Annotated in this window: 9 protein-coding genes; 5 read left to right on the plus strand and 4 right to left on the minus strand. The window is 47.7% G+C overall.

The features are described 5' to 3' along the window. Positions 1-21: 21 nt before the first annotated feature. Positions 22-1,323 carry a hybrid sensor histidine kinase/response regulator gene (locus H6G50_RS01870; protein WP_190712687.1) on the minus strand — a complete coding sequence of 434 codons (1,302 nt, stop codon included), beginning with the start codon at positions 1,321-1,323 and terminating at the stop codon, positions 22-24. A gap of 599 nt (positions 1,324-1,922) precedes the next feature. Next, positions 1,923-4,130: a DEAD/DEAH box helicase gene (locus H6G50_RS01875; protein ID WP_190712689.1), complete on the minus strand. Its 2,208-nt coding sequence runs from the start codon at positions 4,128-4,130 to the stop codon at positions 1,923-1,925. A 317-nt stretch (positions 4,131-4,447) separates the two neighbouring features. Here H6G50_RS01875 and H6G50_RS01880 point away from each other — a divergent pair, with 317 nt between their 5' ends. The 5 genes from H6G50_RS01880 (at position 4,448) to H6G50_RS01900 (ending at position 9,511) form a co-directional block, all read left to right on the plus strand. Beyond that, entirely contained in the window at positions 4,448-4,624 is a 177-nt protein-coding gene (locus H6G50_RS01880) for a hypothetical protein (RefSeq protein ID WP_206756557.1), read from the plus strand. 64 nt (positions 4,625-4,688) lie between these two features. Further along, entirely contained in the window at positions 4,689-5,255 is a 567-nt protein-coding gene (locus H6G50_RS01885; protein ID WP_190712693.1) for a photosystem I assembly protein Ycf4, read from the plus strand. Between the two features lie 116 nt (positions 5,256-5,371). After that, on the plus strand, positions 5,372-6,016 hold the full coding sequence (locus H6G50_RS01890; protein ID WP_199302671.1) for a peptidylprolyl isomerase: 645 nt from the start codon (positions 5,372-5,374) through the stop codon (positions 6,014-6,016). 503 nt (positions 6,017-6,519) lie between these two features. After that, positions 6,520-7,629, plus strand: coding sequence for a beta-ketoacyl-ACP synthase (locus H6G50_RS01895; RefSeq protein ID WP_347239857.1), 1,110 nt, complete (start codon positions 6,520-6,522; stop codon positions 7,627-7,629). Between the two features lie 415 nt (positions 7,630-8,044). Beyond that, positions 8,045-9,511 (plus strand): RecQ family ATP-dependent DNA helicase, encoded by a 1,467-nt coding sequence (locus H6G50_RS01900; RefSeq protein ID WP_190712700.1) that lies wholly within the window; start codon positions 8,045-8,047, stop codon positions 9,509-9,511. A gap of 423 nt (positions 9,512-9,934) precedes the next feature. Here H6G50_RS01900 and H6G50_RS01905 read toward each other — a convergent pair whose 3' ends face one another. Next, positions 9,935-10,735 (minus strand): PEP-CTERM sorting domain-containing protein, encoded by an 801-nt coding sequence (locus tag H6G50_RS01905; RefSeq protein WP_190712702.1) that lies wholly within the window; start codon positions 10,733-10,735, stop codon positions 9,935-9,937. 240 nt (positions 10,736-10,975) lie between these two features. Continuing rightward, complete coding sequence (topA, locus tag H6G50_RS01910; RefSeq protein WP_190712704.1) at positions 10,976-13,678, minus strand: type I DNA topoisomerase; 2,703 nt, start codon at positions 13,676-13,678, stop codon at positions 10,976-10,978. Positions 13,679-13,760 lie beyond the last annotated feature (82 nt).

Genomic DNA, 13,760 nt, shown 5'->3' on the forward strand with positions numbered 1-13,760 from the left:
TAAAACTGAAGGGAACGGGATTTAAAAGGCCGCTTGTCGGGGAAGACGCAGGAAAAATTCAGTTCCTTCCCCCACATTTGAGGAATACTGTAATTGTCCGCCGTGGCGCTCGACGACGATGGAATGCGCGATCGATAAGCCGATCGCATTTCCTTTTAGAGGAGCCTCACTGGCAAAATAGCGATTGAATAAGCGATCTTCTACTTCCCCGCTGCTGCCATTGCCATTATCGCCGATCCGAATCTCGACTCCGGGAAAGGGGGACTCAATCGCCTGCGTTGAAACTGCGATCGTTGGGGCAAAGTCTACTCCCGCTTCGAGCTTTTCCTCTAGCTTATCGATCGCGTTACTTAAAAGCGTCAAAAAAACTTGATTGAGTTGTCCAGGATAGCCTTCAATCAAAGGAATATTTCCATAATTTTTTCTAAGCAAAATGGGGGGAAGTTCCTCGCGGGTTTGCAGGCGGTTTTGCAGGATAGTAATCGTACTTTCTAAGCCTTTATGTACGTCTAACTGCTGCATCTGGGCGCTATCGGTACGCGCAAAATAGCACATCGAAGCCATAATGTCTTCGATTCTAGCTGCATCGCTTTTCAGGGTCGTTACAGCTTTTGAAAATCCTTCGATTGACGGTTGAATTTTATCTCTATCTAATTGCGCCAACCCGTCAGGATTGGTATTGAGATCGGTTGCAAAATAGGAGGCGAGCGGCTCTAAGATTTGACTGGCTTCTTTGACAACTCGATTGATATTTTGATGAATAGAATTCATCGGTTGTTGAACTTCGTAAGCAACGCCTGCTGCTAACTGCCCCAAACTCGACATTTTTTCGGCATGGATGAGTTGCAGTTGCATATTCTTTAGCTGGCTAAGCGTTAACTCGAGCTTCTCATTTTTTTTCTGCAATTGACGTTGAAGGGAGCGAATTTTGAGTTGATGCTCGATTCGCGCGATCGCTTCTTGAGATTGGAACGGTTTAGTAATATAGTCAGCACCGCCTACTTCAAAACCTTTAACTTTATCGTTGGTTCGATTTAAGGCACTTAAAAAGATAATCGGAATTTCTGCCGTTGCTGGGTTCTGCTTCAACTGTTGGCAGATTTCATAACCGCCAATATCGGGGATAATAATGTCTAAAAGAATTAAATCAGGTGGTTCGACTTCAATCGCTTTTAGTGCAGTCCTCCCATCGATCGCTTGTCTCACTCCATAACCATACGATTGGAGAATTGCTGAAAGAACTCGCAAATTATTCAATTCGTCATCAACAATGAGAATATCGCCAAGCGGATGGGTCTCTGAGTTGTGCAGGTCAGGATTCATAAGTACGCGAGCGTAAGGGGGCTTCCAGGGGGCGTAAGACTCACTTCAGATCGGCATTTAAGCTTCTACTCTAAACGCTTTCCTCTAACTCCTTAAGGGAACGGTCAAATAAATTCCACTCAGCTAAACAGGGTAAAGAGGGGCTGCATATAGGAAGAACTTCAACCTATAATATCTCTCTTTTTTGGCGAACTCTGCGGACGTGCATTACCCCTACCCCCCAATTGACGTTAAACTGAGTTGTTGCGGGGGGAGTGTTGATTGTATGCAATCGCCCACTGCATCAACGATCGAATTTCTCCATCTCGGACTGACAGCGGACAATCTTTATTGTAGCCAAAGTTGATTTAGAAATTCGTTTAAACGGTTGCTTGTTCTTTCTGAAGACGTTCCCCTCTCTCGCTACTCCCCAAAATCTCAAACTCTGCGATCGCGTCCTAGAAAGGTCGATTCTAGTTCGCTCCCTTCTATTTAAGCAAATAGCGAGCCAGATGTCTGCATCTTAAGAATTTATTTGATTTCCCTAGCTCGGATGAATTCTTAAAATGAGCAAACGATAAAACTCGCTTAATGCCCAAATAATTGGCTCATTGTTAGTTCTACCTTGCGCTCCAGTCTCGGCAAAATTGTTTAACTTCTTCCAGGTCTAAATTGTCAGCAGCAAAAGCTTTTCGCAATAAATAATGGGGAATAAAGGCATCGTATTTCTGCAATCTCGGTGCTTCTTTTGCAGCAACCAGTTCTTCATTTGTCAAGTCTTGTTCGCAAAAATATATCATTTGCTGTTGAAAGTCGTCAATTGAAGTTTTATTCCCCAAGCGAACCCAAAAATAATAGGGCGAAACAATTTGTAAGCGTTGGATATCCACCACTTCACGCACAAACAACTGAATTAAACGTTCCAGAGTATTGCAACCCTTCGTTCCCAGCCAAGGAAAAATGCAGTAAGTTCGCTCGTCGATCTCAACTAAATTTTCTCGTTCTAATCCTGCTAACTTAGCGGTTTGACGTGCTTTCGTTAATCGCTCTTTCGCCGACTCTAACAAATAAGGATATTGAACCTCAGAACACAACACTTGCCGCATTTTTTGCAAGACTTTTTTATGGACTTCACCACGACTTCCCCCTCGTCCATACCAAGCAGGATTGGCAATTCCTTCAACGGGTTTTACAAACAAGCTGCGGCGCTGTTCGTCAATATCTAAAACTTCCCAAGTGCGACCGGCGAGAGCAAACTGTTGACCCAACATGGGCATAATTGGAATCGTGCCGATCGCGCCCACTTCTCCCCGCACCGTATATTCAACCGTATCGGCAAAAACTGCATAAAAACTAAAGTGACGCACGATTTTTTCTCCTTTTACCCCAAGAATATACCTGCCTCTCTCTGTTTTTTCTAACTGGTCATTATTCAGCCAGTATTGTAAAAGTTCTTTGAACATTTTTGGAGTAATTTTAGTAAGAATGGGAAAACTCAATATTTCTCCCATTAATTTTGATTCGGATAGTTCTCCTTTTGTTGCTAAAATACTCAGCGTTTGATGAAATAACAAGCTAAAGGGATAACTGGGAAGAGATACGGGTTCTATCCAACGTTCTTCAACATAAAGTTGAATGACCGCGATCGATTGTAACAAATCCCAAGGAATACTTTCCGGGAGCGATTCATCCCCCGTTAATTCTGGTTCGCGACAAATAAACCGCATATCTGCCGGGGTTCCGCGCCGTCCCGTTCTGCCCAAACGCTGAAGAAAACTCGCCACAGATAGCGGAGCATTAATCTGAATAACTCGTTCGAGTTGCCCGATATCAATTCCGAGTTCGAGGGTTAAAGTAGCAGCAATAACTGCCGCACCGGGTTCGCGCATTGCTGTTTCGGCATCTTCGCGTAGCAGTGACGAAATGCTGCCGTGATGGACGTGATAAATATCGGGAAAGTTCTGAGTTTTAGCGATTTGCCGCAAGTTAGCCGTAATCGTTTCGGTTTCATTACGGTTGTTGGTAAAAATCAGGCATTTCTGGTTTTTACTGCTCTCGAAAAGATATTGATAATAAGGAGCGGTAAAGTCTTCGGCTTCTGTTTTTGGGAAATGCGCGATCGCGAGCCGAACCGGACGCTTTGTATCTGCCGTCTCTGGCGCAAGCGAATCTTCATCGACATAACGCAATGCGGGTAAATTTGTCCCCGCTTCCAACCATTGTTTCGCTAACGTATAATCCCCTAACGTTGCCGATAATCCGATGCGGCGTGCTGGTTTTTGAATTAAGGGGGCGAGGCGCGATAATTGACAGAGAATTTGACCTCCTCGCTGCGAACCCATAAAAACGTGAAGTTCGTCAATAACAATAAAACGTAAATCGCCAAATAAACGCGGTAGTTCTTCAGTTTTGTTGATTAACAAACTTTCTAATGATTCCGGAGTAATTTGCAGAATCCCTTGCGGTTGTTTGAGAAAGCGCCGCTTGCGACTTTGAGAAATATCCCCATGCCACGCCCAAACTTCGGTATGCGATTGTTTGAGTAATTCGCTGAGACGCTCGAATTGATCGTTAATTAAGGCTTTAATAGGACTGATATAGAGAACGCCCACCGTACTGGAAGGTTCGCGATCTAAAATGCTTAAAATGGGGAGAAATGCGGCTTCGGTTTTTCCCGATGCTGTCCCCGACGCGATCAAAAGATGGGCATTAGTTTCAAAGATGACGCGACAAGCTTCAACTTGAACGGGACGCAGTTCCGTCCAACCGCGATCGTAAAGATATTCTTGAAGAAAAGGGGCTAGTTTTTGGTAAACTTGAGAGAGCATAAAATAATGAATAATGAATGATGAATAATGAAGATGATAAGTAATTAAACAAAATTGAATGGCACTGAAATAAGAGTTGAAAAATCGCCGTAGAGACGTTGTATACAACGTCGTTATTGATATTTCGTAGGGTGGGCAGCGCCCACCAGCCTTAAGTCAGTGCCATTCAAACAAAATTAATTACATACGAACTACCATGAAACCATTAGAGGACAAAGAACCTGATTGTAAATAATTCTGTGTAGGGACTTACCAATTCCCAATCCCGATCGCTAAATTTTAATCGGTAGGGGCGGAATAGTGCAAAATCAATGAGAATGGGGATAACGCACCCTACCCAAGAGCTTAGTACGGCGCGCAGAAAAAGCGATCGCCTCTCAGTTCGATGTGAGGGCGGCGCGATGCAGCAAGTCCGAATCTATTATGAGGCTTCCGGAGAGGGGTTTATCGGTTCTGGCGCAAAGTCCGAGCTTATCCACGGGTTCGAGCATTGAATTTCGAGCCAAAGAGTTAGAGTATAGAGAGATCGCAATTCTCAAATCGAAACGCAAAGTAGTAATGTCAGCACAGACTGAAACAAAAGACGGACTGGTACTTCGGCAAGAAGTCCTGGGTTCTCGTCGATTGAGTAATTATTTTTGGGCAGTCATCTCCGCAATTGGAGGAGTCGGCTTTCTCTTAGCCGGACTGTCAAGCTACCTCCAGACTAACTTGTTGGTGGTCAGCGATCCTTCGCAGTTAGTTTTTATCCCTCAAGGGGTGGCGCTACTGTTTTATGGGGTTGCGGGTTCCTTGGTTGCACTGTACCAAGTGCTGCTTATTGTCTGGGATGTGGGCGGCGGTTATAACGAGTTTGATAAAAAAACGGGCAAACTCACAATTTTTCGATCGGGATACCCCGGTAAAAATCGTCGGATTGAGTTCGTTTCTAAGCTCGAAGAGGTGCAATCGGTGCGCGCAGAAATTCGGGACGGATTAAACCCCAAGCGCAATCTTTATTTGCGCGTGAAGAAGCGGCGCGATATTCCGCTGACTCGTGTTGGCACTCCGATTTCGCTGTCGGAACTGGAAAATCAAGGGGCGGAACTGGCTCGATTTTTGAACGTCCCCTTGGAAGGTCTCTAGAACTTTAACATTCAAAAGCAAAAATTCAGATGACGTTTAAGATGCCATCTTGGTTAAAATTAACGCCGATTGTTGCGATCGCTGCGAGTGTCTCGCTCTTAGTTGGATGCGCAACGATGCAGGCAGATTCAAATCAGCCCACAGAACAATATTCCATTACGGCTCAAGCGAGCAATCAAAATATGAGCGAATTAGCCAAACTTGAAGGCACGGCGACGGTAGAAATGACGATTAACGGCAAGCCCGTTACGATTGAGTTAGACGGAAAGAACGCACCGATTACGGCGGGAAATTTTGTCGAGTTGGTCAATAGCGGTTTCTACAATGGGTTAAAATTTCACCGCGTCGTCAAAGATCCGGGTCAACCGCCCTTTGTCGCTCAAGGGGGCGATCCCCAAGGTACGGGAATGGGCGGATTTGTCGATCCGACGACAAAGCGTTCCCGCTATATTCCCTTAGAAATTACCCCCGAAGGAGCCGATACGCCGGTTTATAGTAAAACTTTACCGCAAGCCGGTATTAACAAACCGCCCGCTTTAAGGCATACGCGCGGTGCGGTAGCGATGGCGCGATCGCAAATGCCCGATTCTGCTTCTTCTCAGTTTTATTTCGCCCTTTCCGATCTCTCTTTCTTAGATGGCAATTACGCTGTTTTTGGTTACGTGAAAGAAGGAATGGATGCGGTCGATAGCATCAAGCAAGGCGATAAGATTGAGTCGGCGAAAGTGGTTTCCGGTCTGGAAAATTTGAAGAAACCGTAAATAATTCTCAAGCTAAGTCTTGAAATTTTGAAAGGGAGAAACGACGAAGGAGATCGCTTCTCCCTTTTGTTTTGACGGCTCCTCGCCCTAAAGATGCGAGGATTCTTGGATCGTAGGGAGTCTAATGACTTTACCCTCACCAAAATTCACGGCGATGCGCCCCACCGCTGTATGAGAAAATTCTTCCTGCTCCCTTGGAGCCAAAACTTTCCCAGGAAATTACGCCCATTGCGAGACAGGTTCCTCCGCTCTTGGCGCGAGTCTCTGACTGTGTGGCGGATGTCTTTATCCTACCATCAGGCATCCGCCCTAGAAGGGCGTAGCTCTGTATCCCATATTTTCGGTCAGTTAAAATTCAAAATCAAAAATTACGTTGAATTAACGTTAGCAAATCCCTTTTCAGCTAATCAGTTGCACCCCCTATTGTGTCTCCTCCATTCCTCCATCTCCCCCTCTCCCAGTCCCCCAGTCCCCCAGTCCCCTTCTCTCCCAAGCCGGTTGTCGTGACGGGAATCGGCTTAAATTCTTGTTTGGGTTCGCTGCGGGAAAGCTGGCGGCGTTTATTAGCCGCAGAGTCGGGAATTCAGTTTCATCAACCGTTTCCGGAACTGCCGCCCTATCCTTTGGGACTTATCGGGGCGAAACCGGCGACTTTTTTGTCGTTGGTGGAGGATTGCGCGATCGCGGCGTTGGCAGATGCGGGGTTGCAGTCGCCTTTACCCGATTGTGGCGTTGTCGTTGCTTCGAGTCGCAGTTTTCAGGCGCAATGGGAAGAATGGCGGCGTGGGGAGGAGAAAGCGAGGGAAAATTGGCTGGAGTTGCTGCCCCATTGCGGCGCGATCGCGGCGGCTGGGATTGTCGGTTCGAGGGGGCCTGTGTTTGCGCCGATGGCGGCTTGTGCGAGCGGAATTTGGGCGATCGCGCGCGCTTTTGAACTTATCCAAATGGGAGAGTGCGATCGCGTCCTCGCCGGAGCCGCAGAAGCGCCCATAAGCCCCCTTACGCTCGCTGGATTTCAAAAAATGGGTGCAATGGCTCGAACGGGCTGCTATCCCTTCGATAAGCACCGCGAGGGGCTGGTTTTGGGGGAGGGTGCAGCCCTGTTTTTATTGGAATCTGCGGAGGCGGCGATCGCGCGTAACGCTAAGATTTACGGGCAAGTTTTAGGGGTGGGTTTAACCGCCGATGGGTATCACGTTAGCGCGCCAGAAATGCAAAGTCGCAGTGCCGCGATCGCGATTAAACAGTGTTTGGAACGCAGCGGTTTGCAACCCGCAGAAATCGACTACATTCACGCCCACGGAACCAGCACGCTGTTAAACGATCGCAACGAAGCCGAGTTAATTCAAGCTTTATTTTCTCATCCCGTTGCCGTCAGTTCGACTAAAGGAGCGACGGGACATACATTAGGCGCATCCGGCGCGATCGGAATGGCTTTTTGTTTGCTGGCTTTAACGGAACAAATCTTACCCCCATGTGTGGGCTTAAAAACATCTGAATTTAACTTAAACTTGGTTCGAGAATCGCGGAAAACTTGCCTCAAAAATCTTCTTTGTTTGAGTTTTGGGTTTGGCGGACAAAATGCTGTATTGGCATTAAGCTTGCCGGTCTAGTAGGGTGGGCAGCGCCCACCAGCTAATACTTTTATGCGTTTCTAAACTTATACCAATTCTCAGTTACGATGCACTAAATTTTTCGTCGTAGGGGCAGCCACATTATTCATTGTTGTCAACTTAAGCTTAAACGCTCGCACAGACCGCCTTGGGTTCAAACCCAAGGCTAATAACTCAAGTCCTCATTTATAGGACTGGGAAATTCAGATGTATCCAACCCGTTTCAACGGGTTTCAGCTAATCGCTGTAGAACTTGAGTTCTTGGCGGGCTAAGTGTTTCACCTTAAGTTGACGCTAATGAACATTGTTATGCCCTCTTCGGGAATCGTGCAAAATCAATGAGAATTGGTATTACATTCACGCTTCAATGCAGCGCGATATCGGTACAATAAAGGAACTCTTTTTCTAACCTAAAGTGCAGCCATCTACATCATCCGAAGAATGGGAACGAGTCAAAGCCACATTCCAGAAGATTTGGGGTTATGCTGATTTTCGTCCGCCCCAAGGTGAAATTGTTCGCGCAATTTTAGCGGGAAAAGATGCGTTAATCGTGCTGCCGACGGGGGGCGGAAAATCGATTTGCTTTCAGTTACCCGCGCTGCTGAAAACGGGGTTAACGTTGGTGGTTTCGCCGTTGGTGGCGTTGATGGAAAATCAGGTGCAAGAATTGCGCGATCGCAACCTTCCGGCGGCACTACTGCATAGCGAAGTTCCCAAATTACAACGCCGTCAAACCTTAGACGCGATCGCGAAACAAACCCTTCGCTTACTCTACCTTTCTCCGGAAACGTTATTAAGTCCTCCCGTTTGGGAAAGACTCTCGCAACCGCAAGTTAAAATTAACGCTTTAATCCTTGATGAAGCCCACTGTTTGGTACAATGGGGCGATACCTTTCGACCGGCTTATCGACGTTTAGGGGCAGTGCGTCCGGCGTTATTAAAAGGGAAACCCGAGGGCGAAAAAATCGCGATCGCAGCCTTCACCGCTACCGCCGATCCTCGCGCCCAAACTATTATTCGCAACACCCTCCAACTCCACAACCCCCAGCCCTTTCTCCTCAGTCCCTATCGCCGCAATCTCAACCTGAAAGTACAAGTGATTTGGACTCCGAGGGGGCGACGACAGGAGATGTTAAAGTTTATTAAAAACAAAGGCAAACAAGCCGGTTTGGTGTATGTGCGATCGCGCAAAGATAGCGAAGAATTAGCTGCCTGGTTTCAAACGTTAAGCTATCAAACCGCTGCCTATCACGCCGGATTGAGTGGAGAAGAACGGCGTAAAATTGAAGGAGATTGGTTGAGCGGAAAAACGCAATTTGTCGTCTGTACTTGCGCCTTTGGCATGGGAATTAATAAACCCGACGTGCGCTGGATCGTTCATTTCCAAGCGCCCTGTTTGCTCTCAGAATACATTCAAGAAGTCGGGCGCGGCGGGCGGGATGGAAAACCCGCCGATGCGTTAACCTTAATGAGCGAACCGAGTGGATTTTTAAACCCAGAAGATAAACAGCGCAACCAATTTTTTAGCGATCGCGCCCAACAACAATACCAACAAGCGCGAGAAGTAGCTAAAAAGTTACCCCCCTCCGGAGAAATTGCCGCAATTTCCCGACAGATTCGCGGCGGCGATATTGCCCTTTCTTTACTCCACAGCGCCGGTCGAGTTATCTGGTCGGATCCGTTCCATTATCGCCAAATTAAAAGCAGTTCGGCGCAAAACTTAAACGAATTGAGCAAGCAACAACAAAAAGCTCAAACACAAATGCAAGACTATTTAATAACCCGCAAATGTCGCTGGCAATTTCTCTTGGAAGCCTTTGGACTTGTTCGCGAAGCAACGGGGTTGAAATGCGGTCATTGCGATAATTGCAATTCCAGATAACTCGGATCATTTGAGAATTGGTATTAGATTAATATAATATGTCATAATGAGTTTCGTAGCGCTATATTAGTTCGGGTTTAGAAGCAAGTTAAGTCAATCCTCACTCTATTGAAACGATGTCTGAAGCAGGAATCGATAAGTATCCAAGCAAAATTATTTACACATCGCCCTGCATCAGAACCTTTGTAAATCAAGGATTTCAGCGATAGAGAATAGGTAATTTATTTTGCATGAGTGCTTATTAGCAATCAAACATCAAATTCAACTCTTACTGTAATATTCGCTGCCTTTGCCTAGCCTACTACCGCAACTGTCTTAGAATCGGGGGGGCGCGATCGCTGAAATACCTTCTAAATCTTGACTTTGGCGAGCGCTTTTTCCCTCATTAAAAAATGCTTAAAGATGGTTGCGGTAATACAAAGCTTAACCCACTTTTCGACGCAACAATGCGAGCGAACCAAGACCGAAAACTATCAGCGATGAAGCCCATCCTGTTTCGGGGACAGATACAGAAGAGGGGTCAGAAGGTTTAATAATACCATTATACAGTCGCAAGGATGCGATGCGACCGTCTGCAAATTCTAATTGCGCCGGACCGCGAAGATTGTCAACAAAAAAATGCAATAAATGCCCGGGGTTGTTAGGGTTATTCAGGTTCAATTGGTCTGTATTTGAGACAAGCTCCAAGTTTCCGTCTAAATAAGCTTTGACTTCCCGAACTCCATCCACTACAAAATTTGTCAATACAACATTGTGAAATCCCGGCGTTGTAAAGGTAGTAGAACCCGTCACAACAGGGTAGACTTGCAAAGCGTTATTAGGAGATACATAGAAGCCGTTGTCAGATTGACGATTCTGAGTGTCCATGACTCGACGCCAGCCACCGCCATAGGCAGCCCGAGACTTAAACTCAAAGGTCATTTCGACCGAGTAATTGCTGTAATCTATGAGTCCAGTCGTGTCAAGTGACAATCCGGCATTCAAAGTTGGACTACTTCCATCTCCCGACCATCTGAACACTCGTTGGCTCTTCCCATTAACCGATGCGGTTTCAAAGCCATTTAGACCTAGCGGATCGATGGAGATTAAGGCAGGCGCTGATGCTTCATTGGCAGCAAGTGTGTCATTGAAACCATAGGTAGCAACCAATGATGCTGCTTGTGCTCCAGTTGCTGACAATCCAAGTGATACTGCCAAGAAGGTCAGTGTTTGTAGAGTTTTCATTGCTAACTTTCTCCTATCTAGAGTAGACATCTCCAAAATATCCCGTAGAGAGCCTAATAGACATTATATATCCAAAATAACTGGAAGTATTGTGAGCGGGGGAGAGGGGGAGAAAAATTTGACCCGCAGTGCGTTAGGTGCGCGCCGAAAAATCTGTTCCTCCCCTCCAAAGTCTACAAAGCGCCTAACGCACCCTACCTAGGAGCTTAGCAGAAACTGATATGAAATGACTGGTGGTTCTCAACCATCACTAACACTCGACTTCTTACTCTTAGAAGTCGTTTTTTTCGTTGTAGTTGTCTTCTTTTTCGTTGTTGACTCCTCGGCAGTTGTCGCCTTCTTTCTCGTCGTTGATTTCTTCGTTGTAGTTGTCTTCTTTTTCGTCGTTGATTTCTTCGTTGCAGCTTTTGCCGACAGCAGTTCTACTGCTTTTTCTAAGCTAATACTTTCAACCGTTTCGCCTTCGGGAATGCCGACGTTAACTTTACCGTGCTTAATATAAATACCGTAAGGCCCTTGGTAAATATTCACAGGTTCGCTGTCCGCCGGATGCGCTCCCAATTCTCGCAGCGGAGTTTGAGTTTTGCTGCGACCGCCGCGACCGACTTTCGGTTGGGCAAGCAACTCTAATGCACGTTCCAGGGTAATTGTCAAGGGGTCGTCGGGGGCTTTAATCGAGCGGTAATCCTTTCCTTCTTTGCCTTGGTCGTGGACGACGTAGGGGCCAAAGCGTCCGAGGCTGGCTTGGACTTTTGCGCCGGTGGCGGGATGCTGCCCCAATAGGCGCGGCAAAGCGAGCAAACCGACTGCCATTTCTAAGGTTGCATCCTCCGGTTTCACGCCTTTAGGGAGGGAAGCGCGTTTGGGTTTGGGGTTATCGTCGGTTTTCTCGCCGAGTTGGACGTAAGGGCCATAGTTGCCGATTAAAACGAAGATGGGTTCGCCGGTTTCGGGGTGGAGTCCGAGTTTGTCGGGGCCGTCGATTTTTTGGCGCAGGAGTATGTCTACTTGTTCGGGGTTGAGGTCGGCGGGGGTTAAGTCGGGGGGAATGGAAGCGGTGAGGGTTTCTTCGCCTTTTTGGACTTCGATGTAAGGGCCGAATTTACCGATCTTAACTTTACCGGGGAGGTTTTCGAGCGCGATCGCTTTAGCCGCACTCGGTTCGATTTGCGTTTCTCGGACTTTAATTTGCGTTTCTAGGCCCTGTTCCCCGGAGTAGAATTTCTCTAAATAGGGCAGCCATTTTACTTCTCCCGTCGCGATGTCATCAAGGGTTTGTTCCATTTTCGAGGTGAACCGAGTATCGACGAGATCGGGGAAATGTTCTTCGAGTAGGGAAGTGACGGCAAAGGCGGTGAAAGTAGGAATCAGGGTTTTATTCCGCATCTGGGCGTAACCGCGATCGATAATCGTGGCGATGATGCTGGCGTAGGTACTGGGGCGACCGATGCCTTCATTTTCCAGCGTTTTCACCAGGGATGCTTCGCTATAGCGCGCGGGCGGCTGGGTTTCGTGCTTTAGGGCTTCAAGATCGACGCATTCGGGCGTATCGCCGACTTTGAGGGGCGGCAAGATGGCATCTTTATCTTCGAGGGCGGCTTCGGGGTCGTCGCTGCCTTCGACGTAGGCGCGGAAGAATCCGGGAAAGTCGATGCGTTTGCCGGTGGCGCGGAAACTGGCATCTTCAACATCAATGTTGACGGTGAATTGGGTTAGGCGCGCGTCTGCCATTTGGCAGGCAACGGTACGTTTCCAAATGAGGGAGTAGAGGGAGAATTCGCGGCCGCCCAGTCCGGTTTCTTGGGGGATGCGGAAGCGTTCGCCCGCCGGACGGATGGCTTCGTGGGCTTCTTGCGCGCCTTTGCTTTTGGTGGTGTATTGTTTGGGTTTAGGGGAGAGGTACTCTTTGCCGTATTTTTCTTCAACGCAAGCTCGGGCTGCCGCGATCGCTTGAGCGGACAGATGCACCGAGTCGGTTCGCATATAGGTAATGTAGCCCTCTTCGTAGAGTTTTTGGGCGACACGCATTGTATCTTTGGCAGAAAGACCGAGTTTGCGGTTGGCTTCTTGTTGCAGGGTGGAGGTGGTGAAGGGCGGTGCGGGCTTGCGAACGGTGGGGCGTTCTTCGGTATTCGTCACCGTCCAGGTTTTATCGGCGATGCGGTCTTTGAGCGCGATCGCGTCCTGCTCGTTCAGCAACACGACTTTACGCCCTTTAATAATCTTCCCAGTGTTAGGATCGAAATCGCTCCCGGTTGCCAGTTTTTGCCCCGCTAAAGCCACTAATTTCGCCTCAAAGGGATTTTTATCCTGCTCTAAGGTAGCCTTTAAATCCCAATATCCCCCCGATTTAAACAAGCGCCGTTCTCGTTCCCGCTGCACTAACAAGCGCACGGCGACGGATTGAACTCGTCCGGCGGAGAGTCCGTAGGAAATCTTTTTCCACAGTAAAGGCGAGAGGGTGTAACCGACGAGGCGATCGAGGATGCGGCGCGTTTCTTGGGCGCGCACGAGGTTTTCATCAATCGTGCGACAATCCTTAAGAGCCTGCTGAATCGCTTCGCGCGTGATCTCGTGAAATACCATCCGCTTGGTGGGAATTTTTGGATTGAGAACCTGCGCCAGATGCCAACTAATGCTTTCTCCTTCGCGATCTTCGTCTGTGGCGAGAATTAGCTCGTCTGCGACTTTGAGGGCTTCTTTGAGTTCTTTGACAACCTGTTTCTTTTTTTTCGGGACGACGTAAATCGGCTCAAAATTTTCGCTGACGTTTACCCCCAACTGAGACCACTCTTTTCCTTTATGCTGAGCGGGAATTTCGTCGGCTGAGGAGGGTAAGTCGCGCACGTGACCCATCGAGGCTTCGACGCGATAGCTCGAAGGAAGGTAGTTACGAATTGTACGAGCTTTAGTGGGAGATTCAACGATAACGAGCGTTGGCATAGCGGATAGTAGGGTTCTCAAAAAGCAATTTTAATGAAGCACTCGGAGCGGAATCCTTGAGAAAGGCGGGACTCTCCCAACA

Origin of the sequence: Oscillatoria sp. FACHB-1406 (assembly GCF_014698145.1) — a bacterium.
GTDB lineage: Bacteria > Cyanobacteriota > Cyanobacteriia > Cyanobacteriales > Spirulinaceae > FACHB-1406.

What these genes read in the sequence shown, in the direction of transcription:
- H6G50_RS01870 (WP_190712687.1), bottom strand. Translation starts at nt 1,323, where the DNA reads ATGAATCCTGACCTGCACAACTCAGAGACCCATCCGCTTGGCGATATT.
- H6G50_RS01875 (WP_190712689.1), bottom strand. Translation starts at nt 4,130, where the DNA reads ATGCTCTCTCAAGTTTACCAAAAACTAGCCCCTTTTCTTCAAGAATAT.
- H6G50_RS01880 (WP_206756557.1), top strand. Translation starts at nt 4,448, where the DNA reads ATGGGGATAACGCACCCTACCCAAGAGCTTAGTACGGCGCGCAGAAAA.
- H6G50_RS01885 (WP_190712693.1), top strand. Translation starts at nt 4,689, where the DNA reads ATGTCAGCACAGACTGAAACAAAAGACGGACTGGTACTTCGGCAAGAA.
- H6G50_RS01890 (WP_199302671.1), top strand. Translation starts at nt 5,372, where the DNA reads ATGCAGGCAGATTCAAATCAGCCCACAGAACAATATTCCATTACGGCT.
- H6G50_RS01905 (WP_190712702.1), bottom strand. Translation starts at nt 10,735, where the DNA reads ATGAAAACTCTACAAACACTGACCTTCTTGGCAGTATCACTTGGATTG.
- topA (WP_190712704.1), bottom strand. Translation starts at nt 13,678, where the DNA reads ATGCCAACGCTCGTTATCGTTGAATCTCCCACTAAAGCTCGTACAATT.